The 18,636-nt window shown below is 60.8% G+C and carries 16 protein-coding genes and 1 pseudogene; 6 read left to right on the forward strand and 11 right to left on the reverse strand.

What is annotated here, in order from left to right:
* Nucleotides 1-3: 3 nt before the first annotated feature.
* The 4 genes from SUTH_RS02540 to SUTH_RS02555 form a co-directional block, all read right to left on the reverse strand.
* Nucleotides 4-1,623: a GMC family oxidoreductase gene (locus SUTH_RS02540; RefSeq protein ID WP_041096854.1), complete on the reverse strand. Its 1,620-nt coding sequence runs from the start codon at nt 1,621-1,623 to the stop codon at nt 4-6.
* Nucleotides 1,620-2,339: a thiamine pyrophosphate-dependent enzyme gene (locus SUTH_RS02545; protein WP_052473128.1), complete on the reverse strand. Its 720-nt coding sequence runs from the start codon at nt 2,337-2,339 to the stop codon at nt 1,620-1,622. The genes SUTH_RS02540 and SUTH_RS02545 overlap by 4 nt, the downstream gene beginning before the upstream one ends.
* A gap of 19 nt (nt 2,340-2,358) precedes the next feature.
* On the reverse strand, nt 2,359-2,889 hold the full coding sequence (locus SUTH_RS02550) for a thiamine pyrophosphate-binding protein (RefSeq protein WP_041096856.1): 531 nt from the start codon (nt 2,887-2,889) through the stop codon (nt 2,359-2,361).
* Between the two features lie 191 nt (nt 2,890-3,080).
* Nucleotides 3,081-4,430, reverse strand: coding sequence for an anaerobic sulfatase maturase (locus SUTH_RS02555; RefSeq protein WP_171817298.1), 1,350 nt, complete (start codon nt 4,428-4,430; stop codon nt 3,081-3,083).
* An 877-nt stretch (nt 4,431-5,307) separates the two neighbouring features.
* On the opposite strand from SUTH_RS02555, the gene SUTH_RS02560 reads away from it, so the two are divergent.
* Entirely contained in the window at nt 5,308-5,583 is a 276-nt protein-coding gene (locus tag SUTH_RS02560; protein WP_041096858.1) for a hypothetical protein, read from the forward strand.
* Between the two features lie 96 nt (nt 5,584-5,679).
* Here SUTH_RS02560 and SUTH_RS02565 read toward each other — a convergent pair whose 3' ends face one another.
* The 4 genes and pseudogenes from SUTH_RS02565 to SUTH_RS02580 all read right to left on the reverse strand — a co-directional run bounded on the left by SUTH_RS02565 (nt 5,680) and on the right by SUTH_RS02580 (nt 10,113).
* On the reverse strand, nt 5,680-6,534 hold the full coding sequence (locus SUTH_RS02565) for a hypothetical protein (RefSeq protein ID WP_148312831.1): 855 nt from the start codon (nt 6,532-6,534) through the stop codon (nt 5,680-5,682).
* Between the two features lie 561 nt (nt 6,535-7,095).
* A complete protein-coding gene (locus SUTH_RS19270) occupies nt 7,096-8,892 on the reverse strand; it encodes a hypothetical protein (protein ID WP_148312832.1) in 1,797 nt (598 codons plus the stop codon).
* A 64-nt stretch (nt 8,893-8,956) separates the two neighbouring features.
* A pseudogene (locus SUTH_RS02575) lies at nt 8,957-9,844 on the reverse strand (YifB family Mg chelatase-like AAA ATPase); the annotation flags it as partial.
* A gap of 8 nt (nt 9,845-9,852) precedes the next feature.
* Nucleotides 9,853-10,113: an accessory factor UbiK family protein gene (locus SUTH_RS02580; protein WP_041096864.1), complete on the reverse strand. Its 261-nt coding sequence runs from the start codon at nt 10,111-10,113 to the stop codon at nt 9,853-9,855.
* 245 nt (nt 10,114-10,358) lie between these two features.
* Between SUTH_RS02580 and SUTH_RS02585 the strand changes: the two genes are divergently transcribed.
* From SUTH_RS02585 to SUTH_RS20170, 4 genes are all read left to right on the forward strand, one after another.
* Complete coding sequence (locus SUTH_RS02585) at nt 10,359-11,216, forward strand: TorF family putative porin (protein WP_041096866.1); 858 nt, start codon at nt 10,359-10,361, stop codon at nt 11,214-11,216.
* Nucleotides 11,217-11,299: 83 nt separating this feature from the next.
* Nucleotides 11,300-11,638 (forward strand): P-II family nitrogen regulator, encoded by a 339-nt coding sequence (gene glnK / locus SUTH_RS02590; protein ID WP_041096868.1) that lies wholly within the window; start codon nt 11,300-11,302, stop codon nt 11,636-11,638.
* 18 nt (nt 11,639-11,656) lie between these two features.
* Nucleotides 11,657-13,135, forward strand: coding sequence for an ammonium transporter (gene amt, locus SUTH_RS02595; protein WP_041096870.1), 1,479 nt, complete (start codon nt 11,657-11,659; stop codon nt 13,133-13,135).
* A 341-nt stretch (nt 13,136-13,476) separates the two neighbouring features.
* Nucleotides 13,477-14,583 carry a methyl-accepting chemotaxis protein gene (locus SUTH_RS20170; RefSeq protein WP_041096872.1) on the forward strand — a complete coding sequence of 369 codons (1,107 nt, stop codon included), beginning with the start codon at nt 13,477-13,479 and terminating at the stop codon, nt 14,581-14,583.
* A 54-nt stretch (nt 14,584-14,637) separates the two neighbouring features.
* On the opposite strand, the gene SUTH_RS02605 is transcribed toward SUTH_RS20170, so the two are convergent.
* Genes SUTH_RS02605 through SUTH_RS02615 form a run of 3 tightly spaced genes read right to left on the reverse strand, consistent with a single transcriptional unit; the run spans nt 14,638 to nt 17,974 of the window.
* Nucleotides 14,638-15,141: a putative toxin-antitoxin system toxin component, PIN family gene (locus tag SUTH_RS02605; RefSeq protein ID WP_197539637.1), complete on the reverse strand. Its 504-nt coding sequence runs from the start codon at nt 15,139-15,141 to the stop codon at nt 14,638-14,640.
* Nucleotides 15,138-16,946: a PHA/PHB synthase family protein gene (locus SUTH_RS02610; protein ID WP_041096874.1), complete on the reverse strand. Its 1,809-nt coding sequence runs from the start codon at nt 16,944-16,946 to the stop codon at nt 15,138-15,140. Before SUTH_RS02610 ends, SUTH_RS02605 begins: the two co-directional genes overlap by 4 nt.
* Before the next feature lie 14 nt (nt 16,947-16,960).
* Complete coding sequence (locus SUTH_RS02615; protein ID WP_052473129.1) at nt 16,961-17,974, reverse strand: MBL fold metallo-hydrolase; 1,014 nt, start codon at nt 17,972-17,974, stop codon at nt 16,961-16,963.
* Between the two features lie 205 nt (nt 17,975-18,179).
* On the opposite strand from SUTH_RS02615, the gene SUTH_RS02620 reads away from it, so the two are divergent.
* The gene (locus tag SUTH_RS02620) at nt 18,180-18,599 is read left to right on the forward strand and encodes a MerR family transcriptional regulator (RefSeq protein ID WP_041101496.1); all 420 of its coding nucleotides are present in this window, start codon (nt 18,180-18,182) and stop codon (nt 18,597-18,599) included.
* Nucleotides 18,600-18,636: the final 37 nt, after the last annotated feature.

Below are 18,636 nucleotides of genomic sequence, written 5' to 3' on the forward strand. Positions count from 1 at the left end.
GTGTCAGCGCTCTTCAAGCGCGAATGCGGCGACACGTTCGCCGATGGCTATTGCAATGGCATTGGTGTTGGTTGCCGCGATGGTCGGCATCACCGACGCATCGGCAATGCGCAAGCCATCGATACCGTGCACCTGCAGCCGGGTATCGACCACGGACTGCGCAGCATCGGTGCCAATGCGGCAGGTTCCCACCGGGTGATAGGCTGTAGCGCCAGTGGCACGCAGGTAGTCGATCATGGCTTCGTCGCTGCCAGCCTTGGGGCCCGGCCGCTCTTCGCCCGTAATGATTCCACTCAGCGGAGCGGTTGCCGCAATGCGGCGAGACAGCCTGAGGGCCTTGAGGCAGACATCGATATCCTCCGGATGAGTGAAGTGGTTCGAGACGAGTATCGGATCGGCGCCCGGATCCGCGCCCGCGATATGACAACTGCCGCGCGAGCGTGGCCGAATCTGGAACGAGGCTATCGTTATTGCGTCGAATCTATCGAGTTCCATTTTGCCCGGACCGCGGTTCGAGTCTGACGATACCTGTTGCACCTGGATCTTGATGTCTGCCTGCTCCGTTCCGGGCGTCGATGCTGCAAAGGTCTGTGCGGTAATCGTTCCGGTGGTGAGCGGGCCGTCGTGCTTGAATATCCAGCGGATGCCGGCGCGAAGCTGCCCCAACGGACTGGTCAACGACGTATTCCAGCTATAGCCCGGCTTTACTCGAAAGCAGACCGGGCTATATACATGCTCGCTCAGGTTTTCTCCAACCATGGCCAGTTCATGTTGCAGGGACACTCCGGCCCTAGCTAGAACTTCGCGCCGGCCGATACCGGAAAGTTCGAGCAGTTGCGGCGAGTTAAAGGCGCCGCCGCAGAGGATGACCTCGAGCCTTGCCCTGAAAACACCTTCGCGACCGCCGATGCGGGCTTGCACGCCAACTGCACGCTTGCCTTCGAGCATGATTCGCGTCACCAGAACGCCTGATTTCAGCACGAGGTTGGTGCGTCCCGCGGCAGGGTCGAGATAGGCCATACGGGTATTGCAGCGGATGCCCCGCCGGGTGTTGAATTGCAGATAACTGCCGCCGTAGCCGCACTCGTTGTAATCCTTGACGCGCGGGGCCACGCCGGCCGCCTGGACCGAATCGAGAAATAGGTCCGGTAGCGGATCAACCGGTTGAAATTCGGTCACCGTCACCGGGCCGCTTCGGCCGCGGTAACGTTCATCCCCCGGTTCGTAGCTCTCGACCTTCTTGAACCACGGCAACAGGTCGGAATAGGACCAACCCGGACAACCATCCCCAGCCCACAAATCATACTCGTGCGGAGTGCCGAGCACCCAGATCATGCCGTTCACCGTCGACGAGCCACCCACCACCCAGCCGCGCGGCCAATAGATCCGGCGCCCATGCATCTGTGCATCAGGCTCGGTGAAGAAGGAACGTATGTATTTCTCTTTTTCGAGAAGCTTCGCGACGCCGAGCGGCATCCGGCTCCAGAAGCTCCTGTCGCGTGGCCCGGCTTCGAGCAGCAACACTCTATGGCGCCCGCTCTCCGACAGCCGGGCAGCTGCCGCCGCACCCGCTGACCCTGCACCAACCACTATGTAATCGAAAGTGCGGGTATCCGCGTTCATGTTTGGTCTAGAGCCAACCAGGCCTGCATGGCGAGAGCTTCTTCGGCCATCCGGGTGAACTGGCGGTCGGGCATTTCCTCGTGTTCGAATCCATCCTTGGTCTGCCGTGGCACCGGTTCGACCATCAACTCGACGAATACAGGGCCTTCCATTGCCAGCAGGGCGGGAAACCTTTCAGCCCACTGCGCACCGTCCGAAATGCGTTCGGAATGCTTGTAGCCCGCTTCCCCGGCGACTTTGGAAAACCGAAAGTCCGCGACCGGAATTTCCATGTTGTCCAGCCCGGTGAACTGGGTGCCATTGTGCACCACGCAATGCAGCAGATTTGTTGGCTTCTGCGCAGCCACAGTGGCGAGAGAGCCGAGTTCCATTAGGAGACTGGCATCGCCGTCCATGACAATCACTTTGCGCTTCGGCTTGGCCAACGCCAGACCAAGACCGAGTCCCGCCGCTCCACCCATCAACGGCACGGAGTTGATGCGGCCGGGGGCGCTCACCTGAGCCGCCGCCGACGGCGCAATCCCAACCAAAGACTTGGCCTTGGCAACCCCCAGTCCCAGCACCAATCCGGTCATCCCTCCGATAGTTGGCACCAGTGAGGCATTTCCGTCGGCACCCTCGATGCGATCGAAGATAAACATGGACAGCATGGTGGAAACCAGTATGGCGTTCCCCTTGCCCTTTGCTACAACCCCGCAGGCCTGGACGATATTCATCACTTCCGGAGTCTCCAATCTATCGCCATGCCATCGGTGCCGAGACAAGCAACACCACCGCCGTACGCTCTGCCTCAGCCTGTTCGAAAGCGACATCCATCTTCGCCATGTCCGCCTCCATATCCAGGCAGTAGAAAGGAACGTCAACGGCCCGCAAAAATGGCTCGGCGATGCGAACCATCGTACGGCGGGACTGAATGGCTGGCCGTCCGATATTTTCAAATTCGCGACCGAACTGCCCGACCATGAAGACCATGGGAATACGCGCATCCAGCGAGATTGCGCGCAGCGTATTGAAGCAGTTGTAGAGACCCTGGTTCTGCATCATCACTAGCGGGCGCTTGCCGCCTATCGTCAGCCCAGCCGCCACTGTCACGACTTGGTTTTCATTGCTGCAGGAAATGACCGCGATCCCATCGACGCCCTTGTTCAGGCGGTCGTGCAAAGCCAGCTGCACCCAGTCGGGCACCGTAACCACGTGGTCCACCCGGTTGCGCTGCAGGGCAGCTGCGGCGCAGGTAGCCGAAATGGAATAACGAGCTATATCCATGCTCTTCCTCAATTCATGTCTGACGTAGGAGACGGGCGACCGGCGCTTGCTTGCGCTCCGGGGCCACTCCGCCAGAATACGGGGCCGATTACACAACTTTTCCCGAATTTCGCAATACATATTGCTACTTCTCGGTACGATAGCCCACGGCGATCGGCTTGTGGCGCTTGGGCCCGCACCGCCTGGCACCGTTACATCCTGGGCTGTGGGCGCACGCCGTGCTTGCGAATTTCCGCAACGATTCTCTCCACCCTTGGAATCGCATGGCCGAAGAACTTCTTGAGTCCCGAACACAGATAGTTCAGTTCAGGTTCGCCGTCCGCGGTACGGATGACTCTGTTCTTGGGGCATTCACCCCAGCAGTCGGACAAATAGTCACATTCGCGGCACTGCCTGGGCAGAGTTTCGCTCTTGGCGTAGCCGAATTTGACCTGCGCGCGGGAGAGCGCCGTATCCCGAAGTTCGCCCTCGTCGATCTTTCCGATCCGATATTCCGGATAGACATAGTGGTCGCACGAAAAAATAGTTCCATCGTGCTCAATCGCCAGCCCCTTTCCGCATGTTTCGGCATATACACACATCTGCGAAGCGAGCCCCAGGTGTTGGGCAACCAAAGTTTCGAAGTGGTTGACGAAAACCTTGCCCAGATCCTTGTTTGCCCACTCATCAAAAACCTTGCACAGAAAATAGCCCCAGTCATCGGGGGCAACCGACCAGTCCGTGACCACAGAGTCCGGACTCCCTGGTTGCGCCGCTGGCTCCCCCTGCCGCGGCAACGAATCGGTCCTCCATGTCTGCGGCGCAACGCTTCTGAAGTCCCTGTGCTCGACGATGGGAATGAACTGTATGTTAGTAGAGCCGATGTCGCGGCGCAGGAAGCGATAGATGTCGAGCGGCCTGCGAGCGTTGTCGCGGTGGATGCAGGTAAGCGTATTGAACGGAACGCCATGCCGATGCAATAGATGTGCCGCGTTCAGGACCTTTTCAAAGCTTGGCTGGCCCTTTTTGCCGAACCTGAAATGGTCGTGTATTTCCCTCGGGCCGTCGATGCTCAAACCGACCAGAAATCGGTTATCCCTAAGAAACCGGCACCACTCATCATCGAGCAGCGTACCGTTAGTCTGAAGATCGTTCTGGATCGCCTGATGCGGCTTGGCATACTTCTTCTGGAGTTCAACCACCCTCTGGAAGAAGCCTATTCCCAGCAATGTCGGTTCGCCGCCCTGCCACGAGAAAACAACTTCCTTCGCTGTAACGCTTTGGATGTACTTGCGAATGAAGCGCTCGAGGACTTCGTCGGACATCTTTCCGCTGCGAGAACCGTCGGCGAGATCCGCCTTGGCCAGATAGTAGCAATAGGTGCAATCCAGGTTGCAGCTTGGTCCGATCGGTTTGGCCATGACGTGGAAACTGTGCTGTTCCTTGCCGGCCAAGAGTAGCGGCGCATCATATTTGTCTGGTTGTCGCACCGATCCATCTGGGTCGACCACTGACGCGTTCCCGCTCGAAAGACCAGGGGAGCAAATGAGGAAAGGCTTCATTCGACGACGCTCCAACAGAACAAACTACGATTATCGTCCAAGTTGAGGAAGTCGACGCATAGGCCGGATCGGTTCGACGTGCTCCTCGCGATAAATAGCGAAACCCTTCGCGCTATGTTGTCCGGTGCAACACTGATTGGCTCTGGAACAAAAGTGAATACGACCGCTGGAAGTGAATCGCCCCAAGTCTCGTAGACACTCTGCTGCCCGTTACAAGGATCCGTCTCCAGATCTGTCGGAGCGCGAGTTCCTCGAGTTCTCGACGCGGCATGATCATCTTTGCTCGAACCGTTTGCCGGCTTTACTCTTCGGGTGCTATGGCGGGATCGTCGCAGTATCGTTTTGGTCTGCACTGCCGACGGCAAAGGTCGGTTGCTCGAGGACGCCGGCTGTACAGCCGAGCTGGACAAGCATTATTGGCGCAAAACCGGGTCAGCTTGTGAATTCTCCATCGACATAGCCGAAGTATGCCAATAGCGTCGGCAACGCAAAGGCTCCCTTTGATGGCAAGCGTCTAGCGTCGCACCTCGGCGGATCCAAACTCAGATGGCCGCACGGCCGTCCCAATGGAGCTATCTTGGCATGCACCGACTTCAATTACATGAGGATGGGAGAACATTTGGAACTATCCATTGCCGATGATGCAATGCGGCATTCCGCCAGAGGACCTCGCGGTAGGACCGCGAGCAACCACCATGCCGCAGCGCGGGATATCTATTCCCAATGGAATAACGCCGGCGCGCAAGACAGCCGAAGAGGTGTTGACTTTCACTTGGACGGATACGACGATTCGTACGCGCTGTCGTTGTGGATTCGCGTGACGGTGCCATATTGAGCACCACGGGGAAGAGAGCGGTCAACTGCGATGTGATCGTCCATGACGACGATCGCTGACCTGACCGTAACCGACGTTGACCGCCTATTGCCCGCAATCCGCTTATTGTTTGCGGGTAGCCTGACAATGATTCTAGGAATCATGTTCATGCTTGGGGTGGTTCGGATCAGCTTGGGAACTTACTCGATTACCGACTTCGCGACAAATCCCACCTTGGCGTTTCTGGTAGGGTGTATTTGTGGAATCAGTGAACTGTTACTTCCGGCCACCATCGCCAACCGGGCCAATGGCTTGCTAAGTAAGGTCAATCAGGCCTGATCCGCACTTCGAGACAGCCGACCACTATTGTTCCACTGGCGTTGATCGTAGGCGTGTAATCATCCCCGGACAAGCCGGTGGTATTCCTGCAATAGGCTAAGTTCGATGGGAACGCCCATTGGCATGGGAACCCGGCTTTGGAGGCTTTTTGCATTTTTGGGATCGGCAACTCCAGACCTTGCCACAAAGTACACCGCCTCTCCATTGGATGAACAGCGCATCGCTCCTGCATTCACTGGCCAAGTGCCGCCGCGTGTCACGCAAGTAGGTCAGCAGCAAACCCGCAACTTCCCCAGAATATTCTCTCTCCCCCTTTGGCGTGGAAGCAAGACCAGCAGCATCGCCCACAGTCATGCCAAGCAGCTTCTTGACTGACCACCCCGTGGCTCGCATCAGCCGATAAATCGTCCTGTCTCTCTGCAGGATCAACCGCTTCGGACTGCGCGGCCGCAGTCCCTTGATTTCCACACTGAGTTTATCGATCACGTGCTCAAAATCGGCATCGGTCATCGCCACTGGCTTGTCTTTCGCATAGCCCCTCGCCGCTGCAGAATTGCGGCTACCGATCAATCGCCCCACCGCGCAACCGGATATCTTCTTTCCATCTTTGACCAGATAAGCCGCGGCCTGCCTTGCCTCCTCGCCCGTCGGTGCAGGAAACCCCGCTCCCAGATTCAGGCGGATTTCAGACTCGAACCAGAACGGCAGGAGCTCTCCTCGAAGAATCCGCGACTGCGACAATCCCGCCGCCGTCGCCGCGCGCACGAAGCGCTCAGGCCAGTCGTCGAGCAGCCAAAGCGCCGAAACCAGCAAGTTATGCCTGACTGAAATTGGCCAGGACTCGAAAGGCGACCTTTTCCGCACATCGGCGAGCGAAGCACGCCACCCCGTTTGCCTTTCGATGTAGTCGAGAAGACGCACCCCGCGCGCGGACGGCAGAACCATCAGCAAGTGGTGCAGCGCCTCGAAATAGAGAGGGCTGTACTGAAGTGTTTCCCCACCCTGAAACCACCACCCGAGATCGTGAAATGTCCCCAGTGAGCGTGCCCCCGAATTCCTCTATCCCGTAGATGTTTTTCGCCACTGGGCGATGATACCCAAAATGGCGAGCATTCGCGTTTAGCGATGTATTTCGTTATCTACTTCGCGACTATCGATATCGACCGGCGATCAATTCGCAATTAGCGATGGGCTTTACACCGGAACTGTTGCGCAAGGTTTTGTACTGTGATTCTGCGCTTGGACTGGCGTCGCCCTTTGTCGTTGAAGAAATCGTAGAGAGGTTTTCGTGAACCGCGGAGCGATGCTTCCCCTGGCGGTCGATGAGATGCTCGCTGCCCACCGCAAATACCATCAGCACCGGGAAGAACAATCCTTGGTGGCGCTATTGAATTCGTTGGCGTCGAGGCATTCACGAAACGATTGGAGGACGCTATGACAACAGCTGCCGAAAGAACATTGGCCATCCTTCGTGCTCGCACCTTGCAACTTAGAGACGCCGATACATAGCTGCTACTGGCCTGGTGAGTCGGTCAGAAATTCCGAGTGGTTGCCCAAGGCTTTCCCTTCGCTAAGTGTCGCCCGTTCGCGCTCCAGCCGTGCAAACGCTAAAAGCATGACATTCCAAGTCAGCTTGTCATTCACCTTTGTATGCCGCGCACGTGCCGACAATATCGTTCCAGTGCCGAAAGACATTGGATCTGGCCAGACCCCCTTGGCATCAGCGCATACGTCTAGCAACGTCTCCAGCGTGCCCTCGTCCAGCGACCCACCGTTGACCATCTCGATGGCGAGTGAGTGATAGCCTTCATCCTTTACAGTTTCCGTCTCAATCCAGTAAATGAGTCGTTCGCGGACGGCGAGTTCGAGAACCAGCGCAAGCCTTGGGCGGCGTAGCGGTTCGCGCACCATAGACCACGGCCAAGGTTTGGTATCGTCCGAAAATGGGAACTCGCAGTAATTTGGCGCATCTGCAGGAATTGGCCGGACGAGCGGGTACTCCCTTACGTCATCGATCCTGCCTTCCCCGATCAATTCCTCGACGAGATCCATGATCGCCTGAAACCGATCCTCGATATTCCGTTCTTCTTCCGGAGTGAATTGCGCGGCCGATGGCGCTGGGCGTGTTCCAGGAACACCTACGCTCACCCGCTGCGGCATTGGAGGTTCGGTTGATACTCTATTGACGGAAATCGGCACATACCTATCTTCGCGCGCAGAACGCTTAGGAATTGGCAACCCAGAGAACTTGACCGACATGGACGGTAACTGAAAGTACCTGCGCGTCGGATTTCTATCTGTTGGCGTCGAGATCTTCGATGGCCGGCTTTTTGCAGCCTCGATGATTGGCGGTTTGATTCCCCCTTCGATGGGTGCTCCACTAGGGATTTCCCGTCGGGAAATGCTGTAAGAGAGAGAAGCGATTTTTACCGGAAAATCGATGCCGCATACCTGAGTCACAAGCAGCGCATTGCGCGACCTCAATGGAACAACGTGCGCTCGAATTCGGAATGCCTCTCCTACTATTGGCGGCATGGCTGATAGCCAGGCAGTTCCTGCTTGATTCACCGATGCGGCATAGATTCGATCGGCCGCTTTCCTTGCCGCCACGTCGAAATGCATCCAGCTTAGATATGGGAGGGCAGAATGTGGAACACCGGCAGCAAGATCTATGTGCCAGTGAGCGCCATCTGCATCGTTGCGCTGATTGCTTTCGACAATGAATGATTTCTCCGCCGCACCCCAGGTGCTATTGATGAGTGCGTGCGCCAAATCTGTAGTCCCTGCGAAGAACGCACGAAATATTTCATACGACGGAATGATGACTTCCTGCCCGGAAATCGTTCGCATCGAAACCACCCTCGCATCGAGACCTCTTACCTTTCGTCCGGTCGCGGTGTCGAAAATCAGACGTAAATCCGACCGATTGATCCATGTATGTGGCGCACTACCATAGTTCGGGGCGACTGGGATGCTATCTCCCGCCCGGACGACCTGCCACTGGGCAGGAGCGATGATGCTTAGTGACTCAATACGTGTTGGATTGGAAAGCTTTGGGCGGGCCTTGCGGCCGTTCCGCCAAAATGAGCCGAATGGCAATCTTGGGATGGCACCTACGGATTCGGTGACTTGGACGATTGGGCTGCTCAGCAGATATCTGCCGTGCTCATCGACCTCCTTCAACCAGATACGAACCCGCTCTGTCAAATGCCCGGGTTTTTGCACCAACAACTCACCCCCCCAGAATATGCGGTACAAACTGCCGTCTTCTGGGAATGTTTCGTGCGGTGCGTCGGTAACTGCTGGCATGCCGGCATTCTAGCAAGCAGTCTCATTTTTACTTGTTGGTTCCGATCTTTACGTGGAAGTCTCAGCCACCGCCGACCAGCGCGGCGCTTGAGGCCGAATGATGCGGGGCGCGAAAGGGGCGCTGGTTCCACTGCGCGAGTTTGAAGCTGCCGGCCAGCGAATGCACGGCGGCGGACTCCAGCGCCTCGGCCGGGGTCATCGGCGGCAAGAGACCGGGCAGGCGCTGCGCCAGCATCGACTTGCCGGCGCCCGGCGGGCCGCTCATCAGCAGCGAATGGCCGCCGGCGGCGGCCACTTCCAGCGCGCGCTTGGCCTGCGCCTGGCCTTTGACTTCGGCCAGGTCGGGATAGCGGGCAAGAGTCGGCGCTGGCGCCACGGCGAATGGCGTCAGCATTTCGCGGCCGGCGAGGTGGGCGCAGACTTGCAGCAGGTTCTGCGCCGGCAGGATGCTCATGCCGGCGATCAGCGCCGCTTCCGGCGCGCTTGCCAGCGGCAGGACGAAGGCGCGCGCGGCGTTGTGCTCAGTGGCGTGCTCAGTGTCGTACCGCGGTCCGGCCTCGTGGCGGATCGCGGCGCACATGGCCAGCGTGCCGCGCACCGCGCGCAACTCGCCCGAGAGCGCGAGTTCGCCGGCGAATTCGTGGGCATCCAGTTCGGGCGCCTTGATCTGGCCCGAGGCGACCAGGATGCCCAGCGCGATCGGCAGGTCGAAGCGTCCCGATTCCTTGGGCAGGTCGGCCGGCGCGAGATTGACCGTGATGCGCCGCTGCGGAAATTCGAAGCCGCAGTTCTGGATCGCGGCGCGCACCCGGTCGCGAGCTTCCTTGACTTCGGTGTCGGGCAGGCCGACCAGGGTGAATGAAGGGAGGCCGGCGGCGAGATGGACTTCGACCGTGACTTCGGGGGCCGCGAGGCCCGCCAGCGCCCGCGAGCGGAGAACGGCGAGCGACATCGGGGGCTTTACTTCGCGCCGGAACTCGCGCTTGTCTGGCTGCGGGCTTCCAGTTCGCCGACGCGCGCTTCGAGCGCGGCGAGCTTCTCGCGGGTGCGGGCAAGCACTTCGCGTTGCACGTCGAATTCTTCGCGGGTTACCAGATCCAGTTTGGCAAACACGCCGGCCAGCACCGCGCGCAGGTTTTTCTCGACATCGCCGGCCGGCGTGGCCGCCAGCAGGGAGGAGACGCGGGCGGACATTTCATCGAGCAATTTTGGATTGAGCATGTTGGAAGGATTTCCTGCGGGACGAAGAAAGTCTAGCACAGCGCCGGCTTGCCCCGCCGCCGCTCCCCGGCATTGCACCAGCGCGGTGCAGAAGGCTCGTGGATCGCGTCCGGCTTGGTGCGCGGCCGCCGGCCTGCCGCCGGATGTGTTTTCTATCCTGTTGATTATTAATTTGTAATTGAGGTGGCATGGTCTCTGCATAAGAGGGCCTGTATTTCTTCAATCTCTTTTCAAGGAGCCTCAACATGCACAAGACACTGATCGCTGCCGCCGTGACAACGGCTTTGGCCGCCCCTTCGCTGGCGCTCGCCGCCGACCCGACGCCGACGCACAGCTTTACACCCAACGTCGGTGTGGTTTCCGATTACCTGTTCCGTGGCGTCAGCCAGACGCATGGCGCCGCGGCCCTCCAGGGCGGTGTCGATTACGCGCATGCCAGCGGCCTCTACGCCGGGGTTTGGGCGTCCACCATCACCTGGGTCAAGGATGCCTACGGCAAGGGCAGCACCGAGATCGACTTCTACGGCGGCTACAAGAACAGCTTCGCCGGCGGCGACTGGACTTATGACGTCGGCGCGATTGCCTACACCTATCCCGGCAAGGGCGCGGCGATCACCAACGTGAACGCCAACCCGAACACGACCGAGGTCTATGGCGCGCTCGGTTACAAGTGGCTGACCCTCAAGTACTCGCACGCGGTATCCAGCCACTTCATCGGCTGGCTGGGCGGCACGGTGCCCGACAAGAAGACCGGCGGTTCGAACTACCTCGAACTCAACGCCGCCTATGACATCGGCAACGGCTGGGGCGTGGGCGCGCACTACGGAACGCAGAAGGTCAAGAATTCGGTGACGACCGCCGGCGGCGTTCTGTCCGCCAATTATTCCGACTGGAACATCGGCGTCACCAAGGACGTCGGCTTCGGCGTGGTCGGCCTGACGTATTCCGATACCAACACCTCGGGTACCTGTTCGCAGGCGGGTGGCAACACCAACCCCTACTGCTGGGCCGCCGGAAACTTCGTCGCCGGCACCGGTTCGACCACCGGCTTCCGCGACGTCTCCAAGGGCCAGCTCGTGCTCTCGTTCAAGAAGACGTTCTGATTCATGCATGAACTTCCCGCTGGCGACCCGGCCGGCACCGGCGGGAAAAATTGCCCAACCTCCAATTCATAAAGGAACAAGTCATGAAACTCGTCACCGCCATCATCAAGCCGTTCAAGCTTGACGAGGTACGCGAGGCTCTCGCCGCCGTGGGCGTGCAGGGGATCACCGTCACCGAGGTCAAGGGATTCGGCCGGCAGAAGGGTCATACCGAGCTCTATCGCGGCGCCGAATACGTCGTCGATTTTCTGCCCAAGGTCAAGGTCGAAGCCGCGATTCGCGATGACCTGCTGGACCAGGTCATCGAAGCCATCGAAAAATCCGCCAGCACCGGCAAGATCGGCGACGGCAAGATTTTCGTTTTCGACGTCGAACAAGTCATCCGCATCCGCACCGGCGAAACCGGTGAGGAAGCCCTCTGAGAATTCGGGAGATCTGACATGAGAAAATATCTGGCCATACTGCTGACGGCGCTGACCGTCGGCATCGCCGGCGGCGCATCGAGCGCCTGGGCCGACGACAAGCCCGCCGCGGCCACCGCCGCGGCTCCCGAGGCCGCAGCGGCCGCGCCGGCTGCAAGCGCGGCACCCGCGGCGACGCCGGCACCGGTGCCCAACAAGGGCGACAACGCCTGGCTGCTGGTCGCCACGGCCTTTGTCATCCTGATGAGCATCCCCGGCCTCGCCTTGTTCTACGGCGGCCTGGTGCGCAGCAAGAACATGCTGTCGGTGCTGATGCAGGTGTTCGTGATCTTCTCGGTGATCAGCGTGCTGTGGGCCGTATATGGCTACAGCGTCGCCTTCACGGAAGGAAACGCCTTCTTCGGCAGCCTCGACAAGCTGTTCCTGAAAGGCATCACGCCGGATTCGGTCGCCGCCACCTTCAGCAAGGGCGTGGTGGTTTCCGAGTTCATCTACGTGGCCTTCCAGGGCGCTTTCGCGGCCATCACCTGCGGCCTGATCGTCGGCGCCTTCGCCGAGCGCATCAAGTTCTCGGCGGTGCTGCTGTTCATGGTGCTGTGGTTCAGCCTTTCCTACCTGCCGATGACGCACATGGTCTGGTACTGGACGGGACCGGATGCCTACACTTCCGCGGAAGCGGCGGAAAAGGCCGGTGCCACGGCGGGCTACCTGTTCCAGAAGGGTGCGCTCGACTTCGCCGGCGGCACGGTGGTGCATATCAATGCCGCCATCGCCGGCCTGATCGGCGCCTACCTGCTGGGCAAGCGCGTTGGCTACGGCAAGGATTCGATGGCGCCGCATTCGCTGACCATGACCATGATCGGCGCCTCGCTGCTGTGGTTCGGCTGGTTCGGCTTCAACGCCGGCTCCGCGCTCGAAGCCAACGGCACCGCGGCACTGGCCTTCGTCAATACCTGGCTGGCCACCGCGATGGCGGCGACCTCCTGGATGGTGGCGGAATGGATGGTCAAGGGCAAGCCCTCGATGCTCGGTGCAGCCTCCGGCGCGGTTTCCGGCCTGGTGGCGATCACTCCGGCGGCCGGCTTCGTCGGCGTGATCGGCGCGCTCGCCATCGGCCTGGCGGCCGGCGTGATCTGCCTGTGGGGCGTCAATGGCCTGAAGAAGCTGCTCGGCGCGGATGACTCGCTCGACGTGTTCGGCGTGCATGGCGTCGGCGGCATCCTCGGTGCGTTGCTGACGGGTGTCTTCGCGGCGCCCAGCCTCGGCGGCACCGGCATCTACGACTACGTGGCGAACAAGGTGGCGGACAACTACGACATCATGGGCCAGGTCGTGATCCAGGCTACCGCTGTCGGCGTGACCCTGGTCTGGTCGGGCACCGTGGCTTTCGTTTGCTACAAGATCGTGGATATCGTCGTCGGCCTGCGCGTGGCGGAAGACGAAGAGCGCGAAGGTCTCGACATCACCTCGCACGGCGAGTCGGCCTACCACAACTGATCTACCCTCCGCCCCCTTCGCAACGAAGGGGGCGACCGCAATGGCCTCCCTCCATTGCGGCTTCATTCGGGCGCCTTCACGGCGCCCGTTTTTTTATGCCTGGCTCGGAGAGCCAGACGGTACCTCCTTGCGCGGCATGCCCCCGCCCCGAAGGACGGGGACGGTGCTTTGCACGCATGGGACACCGCTTCGCGGGCAGGCGTCCTCCCGGCGGGATGCGTCCCAGGGCCGGGCGTCGGCAGGGCGTGCGCCGCGCCATATAACTTCCGGAATAGGTATAGTATTTCACGGGGAGCGTCGGTCCTTGGCGGGCATGCGGGATTTTCGGGGAGGGATGGATCATGTTCGGCACGGCAAAACTCAAACAGGAAATAGCAGAACTGCAGCGCCGCCTGAATGAACAGGAAGCGGCTTTCGCCAGTGAGCGGACCCGCATGCAGGAAGAGAAGGCCGGCCTGCAGCAGGAACTGGCTCAGGCAAAAGCCCGCGTCGAATTCGATGCCGGCCTGTTCGGCAATCTGTTGCTGTTTGCCCAGACCGCGGGCAATTCGCAACAGTCGCTGGCCCATCTGGCCAACGAAATGAAGGCGGAAGCCGCCACGGCCGACAGTGCGTCAGCCCAGGCCTCCGAGAATCTCGCCGCGGTCAATACGGTTTGCGCCAATGTTCGCACCATGACCGGGAATACAGGGGAGGTGGGCGCGATCGTCACGCAGCTGAACGACGAGGCGGCGAAGATCGGCGGGATCGTCAGCCTGATCAAGGAAATTGCCGACCAGACCAATCTGCTGGCGCTGAATGCGGCGATCGAGGCGGCTCGCGCCGGAGAGCAGGGCCGCGGCTTTGCCGTGGTTGCCGACGAGGTGCGCAAGCTCGCCGAGCGCACCACCGGGGCGACGGCGGACATATCGAAACTGGTCCGCAACATCCAGGACGAGGCGGCCAGCGCCAAGTCGGCGATCGATATATCGCCGGAACAGTCGGCGGCTTTCGAGTCCGATGCGGTGAATGCAACCGGCACCATGCAGGCGCTGATAGAAACCTCGGGCAGCACCCGCTCCGCGATCAGGGGCACCGCACTGCGTACCTTCGTCGAGGTGGCGAAGATCGATCACCTGATCTACAAGCTGGAGATCTACAAGGTGATGATGGGCCTGTCGGAGAAGACGGCCGCTGAATTCGCCAGCCATACCGCCTGCCGGCTCGGCAAGTGGTACTACGAGGGCGATGGCCGCGAATGCTTTTCCAGGCTGGCCGCCTACGGCAAGATCGAGGCGCCGCACAAGGAAGTGCATGCCGCCGGTCGCGAGGCCGTTGGCCAGTATCTGGCCGGCGAGCATCAAGCTGCCGTGCGCAACATCGAGACCATGGAACATGCCAGCAGCCTGGTGCTGCAGGAACTCGAAAACCTTGCCCTGCAGGGCGAAGACCAGGGCGGCATGTCGTAACGCCCCGCACCGCGGGCGGGACCCGCGCTTTATTCGGCGGCCTTCGGCGCGGCGCTAAATTTCTGCCAGCGCGGTCTCCGGCGTGAGGATGCGAAACAGGCCGCGCAGCCTGTCGCGGCGCGCCAGGCGCAGCAAGGCCTTGTCGGCCGTGACCAGCCAGTCGGCGGCGCTGTCGCGGGCCAGTTCGAGAAACTTCTGGTCGTCGCGGTCGCTGCAGCGCGGCAGTGCGGCGCTGGTGTTCTGCGGCGGGTCAGCGAAATTCGTGACATGGGCGCCATAGGCGGCCAGCGCGTCGCGCTGTTGTCCTTCTGTCAGGGCGAACATCGCGTAGGCCAGCACACGGCGGAACTCGCCGAGGCAGGCGTCATTGGTAATCGCCTGCCATTCGCCGCTTTCGATCCTTGCCCGCAGCGGCCCGAAGCGGCTGTCGGCAAACACGTAAAGCGAAACCAGGACATTGGTGTCGAGTACGACACGTCGCGGCGCGAGTTGCAAAAAAGCGGGCGCCGGGTCTTGCGACCCGGCGCCCGCTTCGCGTTCCGGAGGAACGTCGGTCACTTCTTCTTTTTCTGCGTGTCGAGGCGGAACTTGACGAAGGAGCCGGGGGCGTCTTCCAGCGGCTTGAACTTGCCCTTGGCCGGATCGCGCGCCGGCACCTTCTCGTCGTTCAGTTTGGTAATCCACTTCTGCCAGTCGGTCCACCACGAGCCTTCGTGCTGCTTGGCGCCTTCGAACCATTCGTCCGGCGTGGCGGGGCGGGCGTCGTTGGTCCAGAAACCGTACTTGTTGGCCGACGGCGGATTGACGATGCCGGCGATGTGGCCCGAGCCGCCCAGGGCGAAGCGCACCGGGCCACCGAGCGCGGTCGAGCCCAGATACACGCTGCGCCACGGCGCGATGTGGTCTTCGATGGTCGAGATGAAGTAGGACGGCGTCTTGACCTTGGACAGGTCGATCGGCGTGTCGAGCAGCGTGATGCCGCCCGGTTCGCGCAGCTTGTTGTTGAGGTACATGTTGCGCAGGTAGTAGCTGTGCATCTTGTAGGGCATGCGCGTGGAATCGGAGTTCCAGTAGAGCAGGTCGAAGGGGAAGGGTTCCTTGCCCATCAGGTAGTTGTTGACCACGAAGGTCCAGATCAGGTCGTTGGAGCGCAGCATGTTGAAGGTGGTGCCCATCTCCGAGCCTTCGAGGTAGCCGCGTTCCTCCATCTTCTTTTCGAGGCTGGCGACCTGGCCTTCGTCGATGAAGACACCGAGCTCGCCGGGGATCGAGAAGTCGAGCAGGGCGACGAAGAAGGTCGCCGATGCGATGCGCTTGTCCTTCTTGGCGGCCATGTAGCCCATGGTCGAACCGAGCAGCGTACCGCCGAGGCAGTAGCCGATCATGTTCACTTCCTTCTCGCCGGTCTGCTGGCAGACCACGTCGATCGCGGTCAGCGCGCCTTCGGTCATGTAATCGTCGAAACCCTTCTTCGCCAGCTTGGCGTCCGGGTTCACCCAGGAAATGACGAACACGCTGTGGCCCTGGTCGGTGGCCCACTTGATGTAGGAATTGCTGTCGCGCAGGTCGAGGATGTAGTACTTGTTGATCCAGGGCGGGATGATCAGGAGCGGCCGCTTGTACTGCTCTTTCGTCGTCGGATTGAACTGGATCAGCTGGATCATCTCGTTCTGGAAAATCACCTTGCCCGGCGTCGAGGCGACGTTCTTGCCCATCTCGAAGGCCGACGGGTCGGTCATCTTGACGCGCAACTGGCCGTCGCCTTCCTCGATGTCGCGCAGCAGGTTGTTGAAGCCCTTGAGCAGGTTCTGGCCGTGGCTCTTGACCGTCTCGCGCAGCACTTCCGGGTTGGTCGCGGCGAAGTTGGAGGGGGCCAGCGCGTCGATGAACTGGCGGGTGAAGAAGTTCACCTTCTTCTGCGAAATTTCGTCGAGGCCTTCGATGCAGCAGACATTGTCATGCACGTGGCGCGCGGTGATCAGGTAGGACTGCTTGATGAAGTCGAACAGGAAATGTTCTTCCCATTGCTGGTCGGCGAAGCGTTTGTCGCCTTTTTTCGGCTGCGCCACCGGCGCGCCTTCCATGCCCATCATGCGCATCGTCGAGTGCTGCCACAGCGAAAAGTAGTCCCACACCAGGTTCATCTGCGCCTGTGCCAGCTTGTAGGGATTGGCCAGCATCTTCGCCATCATGTCCATGAAGGCCTGGGCGATGCCCAGATCGTCGGACGGCGTGGAGATGCCCTTCTTCATCTGGCGCTTCATGTGCTCCGTGATCAGGTTCGAAGCGCGCTGGGCGACCTCGGCGTAGGTCTTGGCGATTTCCTTGGGATCGGGCAAGGCGTTCTTTTCGTGCGCGGACATGGTGGCTCCTTGGTTTAACTGGTGTAACGGATCAGGCCGTTTTCCTCGATGCGCTGCATTTTTCCTGCGTGTTCAAGGTAATTCAGATGGGCGATGGCTTCGCCCATGGCGAACATGGTCTGGTGCGGGTCGGGGATCTCGCGGTTGAACAGCACGCTGATCAGCTCGGCGGCGCTCTTCGGCCGGCCGGCGCAGGCGGCCAGCAGCACTTCGCAGCGTTCGGCATGGTGGGCGTGAAGTTCGGCGACGCGGGTGTGCAGGCCGCGGAAGGGGCGGCCGTGGGAGGGCAATACCAGGGTGTCTTCGGGCAGCGCGCAGAAATCGTTGATGGAGGCGAGGAACAAGCCGAGCGGGTCGCCGTGCGGGTTGCTGGCCATCACCGAAATGTTGGTCGAGATGCGCGGCAGCAGCATGTCGCCGGAAATCAGCACGCCCAGTTCGGCGCAATACAGGCTCATGTGCTCGGGGGCGTGGCCGTGGCCGACGATGGTGCGCCAGTCGTGCTCGCCGATCTTCAGCACCTGGCCGTCGAACAGGCGCCGGTAGGTCGCCGGAATCGCCGGGACACCCTTCTTGTAGCCATTGCCACGCTGGACCAGGCCGTCGATGCGCGCTTCGTCGAGGCCGTGCTGGCGAAAGAATTCGACCATGGCGCCGATCGAATAGTTGGCGATCTGCTCGACGATCATGTGCGCCGCCTGATACTCGCCCTGGGCGATCCACAGCCCGGCGCCGGTTTCCTCTTCGAGCCAGGCAGCGAGGCCGAGATGGTCTGGGTGGCAGTGGGTGACGACGCTGCGCGTCAGGCGCCGTCCCGCCAACACCGACTTCCAGGCGGCCTTGATCGGGTCCAGCGCGAAGCCGGTATCCACCGCCGCAAAGCCATCGCCGTCCGCCAGCAGCCACAGGTTGATGTGGTTCAGCGCGAAGGGCAGCGGCATGCACAGCCATTCGATGCCTGGGGCCACGGGCACCGCCGTGCCGGGGGCGGGCGAGGTTTCGTGCGGGTAGGCGATGGGCGCGTTCAAGCGGGGTCTCTTTGCATCGGTCGGGGAAATCTGCTTAACTTATGTCCCCGCCTCGCGGCGGGGACGGTATCCCCCGGTGGGATATGTCTCCGCCGCGAGGCGGGGACGGTATCCCCTTGCGGGATGAAATCGTCAATTTGACATCTTATCCAATTTTCGGGGGCTTATGTGCGGTGCAGCATTCGCCGCATGCCGGCCCGCCATCATGAACGAAACCCAAACCATCACCGAACTGGCGCGCGAATTCGGCGTCACCACCCGTGCCATCCGTTATTGGGAATCCCACGGTCTGGTGTCACCGGCGCGCGAGGGTGGCAACCGCATCTACAGCAAGCGCGACCAGACCCGGCTCAAGCTGGCCCTGCGTGGCAAGCGGCTGGGACTTTCGCTGGCCGAGATCAAGGACCTGATCGACATGTACGACACGGCGGAGGACGAATCCTCGCAGCTGTTGTCCTTCCTCGGCGCGCTGGCCCAGCGCCGGGCCGCGCTGGAGCAGCAGCGCGACGACATTCAGGCCGTGCTCAAGGAAATCGCCCGTTTCGAGCGGCAATGCCGTGAAATGCTGAAGTCCGACGAGGGAAAGTCCGCCTCGCGTTCCCGCCCCAAAAAACAGCCTCGCTAGTTGACGTTGACGTCAACGTCAACTACGATGCGCCTTA

This window comes from Sulfuritalea hydrogenivorans sk43H, from assembly GCF_000828635.1.
GTDB classification, from domain to species: domain Bacteria; phylum Pseudomonadota; class Gammaproteobacteria; order Burkholderiales; family Rhodocyclaceae; genus Sulfuritalea; species Sulfuritalea hydrogenivorans.